Here is a 5,222-nt window from a genome sequence, read left to right as displayed (position 1 = left end):
TTTAATGTGTTTACTTTCGGTTTCTAGCGTTTTTCCTACAAAGTCTAGAGCGGTTTTAACCTTATCGGTTGTATTTAAATAGCTGTTATGGCTTGCTATATAAATTGGTCGTGCTTTAGCGTCGTAATAGGTTGCACTGGTAATCCATTGGTTGGTGCCTAATACGCGCACTCTGCTTCCTGTGGCTAAACTAGTCGTATTACTAGTTGTTGTGTAGGTTTGTCCTGCTAGATTAAAAGTACCTATATCTGGAATTACTGTTGCGATATCTTGCGGATAATCATCATAATAGTTTACAGTGTAAACTTCTATGTTATTATTTGGTAATATTGTATTGTCATAATGCAAAGATGTATCTCCTATTGCTAATGGAGTATTTAATTTAGTTTCATTAAAAGTACTTTGTAGATTAACGGCCTCTTGTAATTCTGTTCGTCCAGAATTATCTTCAGTACCAATTGGTGTAAAAATATGTTTACCAGTATATATTGGTCTATTATGAATATCGTATTTAGTATATAACCATTCATTATTTATGCGTTGGTTAGCGTCTTGGATTAATACAGGTCTATCTAATTTATCGTACACAATATACTCCCATGCTTTTCCAGGCATTTTCTTTTCTATAAGCCTGTTTCTAGAATCATAATGATATTGGTAACCTAAAGCATCTAACACATTTGCGTTTATTGAATATTCAGGTACGGTTACAGTAAAAGTACCAGTTATACCACTCATGTTTGGTAGCGAAGAACTATAAAGCGATTGCGGATGTGATAATTTCAAATAACCGTCTTCTATCTTAAATTCATAGCCATTTAAATTAACACCTGTATTAAAATCGATATTAGGCACATGGTCAGTTAACTCTACAATAGGCCCTAAGTGTAATTCTCGTGGTGAGCTAAACTGTATATTGAGGTTTAAAGTTAAAGTTGTGCCTTGTAAGTCTATGCTTGCTGTACCTGTTGCTGTACCAGGAACATAACGAGCTGGAAAGATAAAATCATAAGGAGATAGGCTTTGGTTAAAGTCTCTGTATTGGTTTTGCGTGAGTATAAGGTCACTCCCTTTAGGTGAAAATACGAAGGTCAGATTACCAAAATCGTCATACACATATTGGGTATCATGAGCAATATTTGCACTACCATTATCGCTATAAGTACGTTTTAATATGACTTGACCTTGTTTATTTGTAAACTCTTCTGTCGTATGATTTTTCAAATAGGTTTGATCAGGACTCCAGTTTTCATCTTTTGTAACACTTTTATAAAGTTGTCCTGCATTGTAAGTCCCATCATAGTGCAATTGTGGTTCTTCTTGGTTATCCGTTGGAAATATTACAGTGTAATTAATAACCTCGTCTACTACATTGGTTTGGTACTCAAATTTTATGGTGTGGTCTGTATCTGCTATTGGGTTTACTTTCCAATCGGCTCCTGGTGCACCTTGTTCTAATACTCTTGATAAAGGAGAAGCTTCTATATGTTTTTCGGAATAAGGATTTGGCGTAGCATCTAGATCTTCGCCATAAGTAGCGGTGTAGTAATTGTTAATGTTCGGTATAGCTACTAAATTATTATCTACATATTCTCCTAAGCTAAAATCTGCATAAGGTAAATAATCTTTGGTTTGACGACCGTATGTATCGTAAACCACAGGGGTAATAATATCTTTAACAAAGGTATTGTTTATTTGTGCTAACGATAATTCTTGTCCGTCTAATCGTTGTAATAGGGGTTTGTAAAAGTATTGATAGGTATTTATGTCTGTGCTACTCCATAAATAATTTCTAAATCGACCTATTGTGGTTGTAGATTTCCACTTAAAGTCTGTTCCACTAGCAAGTTTATTCCCCTCTATATCATAAAGTCCACTTTCTCCACTATTACCTCCTGTATAATTGTAAGGGTGTACGACACCTACTAAAAGATACCATGTATCTACTTCTGGGAGGTTTCCAAACCAAAAGTAGGGATTCGAGTTTTCTGTGCCATCTAAATTGTTTACATAGTATGGTCCATGGTAGGTGTTTCCATCGGTTGTACTTCCTGTACGTTTTACCCATGTGGTGTAACGATAACCTACTGTTTTGTCTACAGAAATTATGTTTGTCATCCAACCTCCATCTGCTCCTGTAGTTACATCACTACCACATTTCCATAATAAATCGGTGTTTCCAAAGGGAGTTATTCCGTTAATAATTTCGTTCTCTTGTTCTGATCCTAATTTTGTAAAAACAGAATTGGTTGAATTTACATTTCCTATTTTCCAATCGTAAGTAAGCTCATTATTAGGATTTAAGACACCGCCTTGACGTAGTGCTATACTTTGTTCTGGCCTGCCTAATCCATCGTAATAGGTAATGTTCTCATATTTGTCTAATATAGGTAAAGCCTCAATTTCTGCTTCGTTTTGTACTGGTTGTTGATACACCGTACTTTTTATGTAGTTTTTACTTGTTGTTTGTGCCATAACTAATGTAGACACAAATATTGCTGCTAATGTGATTAGTAACTGTTTCATATCGTTATTAGTTTTGCTTATAGTTATATTCGTTTTTACTTACTATGTTACCGTCTTGATCTTTGATGTATTTGAGTCGGTTAAAAATATCATACTCATAATATACCGTAACTCCTTTTGGGTCAGTGATACTTGTTATACCTATCAAAGGATCATAAGTATATGTTGTTATAATTGAATTTAAAAGTGAAGGCTCATTTCTTAGATTATTAAGTGCTTGGCGTAATGCTCCTTCGTTCCCTGCATAGAGTATTGTTCTATCATTATCTGCATTAGATAATGTTTGAATGTTATTTACTAAACTACTTACATCTGTATAGGTCGCGTTTTCTATTTTAGCAATCGGATATTGTTTGTGATACCCCCATATATAAACTGTATGTTTATCATTAGTTTTACTAATTTCTAATAAATTGCTTAACTCATCATATTTATGGTAGATTAGTCTCTCTTCAAGAGAGTTTACCCCTTTAGCATTTTTAACCTTTTCAAGGTCAAGCTTTGAATTATCTAATTTATAGACACTTCTGTTAGTATTTAGTAATTGTAATTCCCCATTCTTTCGTATATAATTTTCTGTTTGTATTGGTATGTTATACCTATATTGACTACTTAAAGTATTTACAGTATTTATTTCGCTAGTAGAGAAGCCACTAAGCGTTTGAATATCTTCTGGGAAATAATTCTTTTGAATATACTCCTTACCATCTATAGAGCTTATTCTTTTAATTTCTTTTTCCTTATGTAATTGTGAATCATAAGTATAATGAGTTTCATTAATAAGGTCTTCTGAAGCTATATGTTTTAATGTCTCTATTTTAGATTTTATTTTAGTGTGACCAATTAATATTCGGTATAATCCTTTATCGAATTTATGCTCCCAGTTACCTCCAATTGACGTTCCGCCTTTAGAACTTACTCTAAATGAATTAGTGAAATTTTCAGTACTCTCATAGTCATATTCTACACTTTGAACCTCTACGTTGTTCTTATTTTTTTGAATTATGGATAAAGGTCGTGCTAAATGAGAATTATCTATTGGAGGTGCAAAAGGAGGTGTATCATAAATAAAATTTGTACCTGTTGAAAAATTCTCTTCTGTGACTCCATTGTCTCCATTATTTTGAGTTATTGTTACTTTTTTGTAACCAATATGCCCACCTCCAGTGATACCATTATTTACTACATCATTATCTAAAGCTATTACATATTGACAAGAATTATCTGCACCTCCTAATGAACCTCCTATACTAACCCAACTCCAAACCTCAGTATCATAAGTATATCTAGGCTCTTTGTGAATAATTCCAGATGAATATCCATTAGACATTTCATAAGTATAATTTAACTCTAATACTTTATCTGTAGCAGTAATATATTTTTCAATCGTTTTAACTCTTACACCACCTGCTTGTTTTTTTAATAAAAGATTAGACGAAAAATTATCATATGAAAGTAATATTTTGGCTTCATCTCTTAAATTAGGGTGGTCACAGGAACGCCAAGTGGCATAAGTTTTAACGGTATAATCTCCCGGAAGTAATCCTATTGTTTCATAAACTGTATTTGTTAATTGAGCCCCTCCAGATACGGTTATTCCATAAACTATTGCTCCATTAGAATCTAGTATTTCTACTTTAGGAGATAACCCTGCTGAAAAATAGTTTTCTGTATACTTTGTAACTTGTCCAAAAATTTGAACGAAAATTTCTGTTGGGTTATTAGGATCCAGATCATTCGGATTTGGATTAATAGTAAAAGTACCTGTTTGTATATCTGTATTTACAGAGGTGCAACCTTGTCCAGAGGTTCCAAAAGATTCTACATTTAATGATACTGGATTAATTTCATATTCATTTATTAAATTACTACCTATATAACTATAATCATGAGGTTCGAAAGTATACAAATCATACCCTCCTGTAGGATGCTCTATTTTGTATAAAACTCCAGATTTAGAACCTTCAAAATCAGGACTACGATTACCATTTCCAAAAGTTGAAGTATTACCGCCTTGATAGGTAACCTGATATGGTTCAAACAAATCATAAGTAGGGTTTATATTTTTATAACCCCAATGATCTTTTTCTTTTGAATCTCTATTGGGTAAACTTCCCCAATAATAAAATTTAGTTTTAAGAGAAGAAGCATTATTCAAACCTTTTGCTATACTATTTAAAGTCAATCTCTCTGTACTGTAATCATGCGTTAAGGTATATTTGTCTACATCACTATATCCATTATTAATAACAATGTCTTTAAGAGTAAATAAATCTATTCCATTTAAATCAGTTCTTAAACTCCCTGGAATAAAATTAACTTCTGATAAATCTATATTATTATATATTCTTTTTAATCTTAGTCCATTATAGTTAACAGCTGACCCATTAAAAACAGTTTCGTATAAAGGTCTATTATTACATTCTCCTCCAATTGAAATTCTATGTCTATTCATAGTACTACGATAAATTTCGTAGTCTTGAAGAATATAATTTTCATATTCGAAAAATATTTTCCTTGAATCATCGTAATTAGATATTTCAGTTAAATGCCATGCTGATATAAAGTTTTGAGATGGAGATTGACAAAAAGCAAAAGCACCTCCTACAGTATAACTGGATTCGGTTGATAAAAATTTATACTTATTTCCAAAACCATCAGTTAGTATAAACCCAATAATTTTATCACTATTACTC

The 5,222-nt window shown here is 32.3% G+C and carries 2 protein-coding genes; both read right to left on the bottom strand.

From position 1 onward, the window contains the following. Positions 1–2,526, bottom strand: a 2,526-nt coding sequence (locus ACVC2P_RS11135) for a DUF6443 domain-containing protein (RefSeq protein WP_452598545.1), incomplete at its 3' end; no start/stop codon positions are given. Positions 2,527–2,533: 7 nt separating this feature from the next. Continuing rightward, positions 2,534–5,222: hypothetical protein (locus ACVC2P_RS11130; RefSeq protein WP_452598544.1), on the bottom strand; the 2,689-nt coding region annotated here is incomplete at its 5' end.

This window comes from Pontimicrobium sp. MEBiC01747 (assembly GCF_053601635.1).
This window is presented reverse-complemented; position numbering and strand designations above follow the sequence as displayed.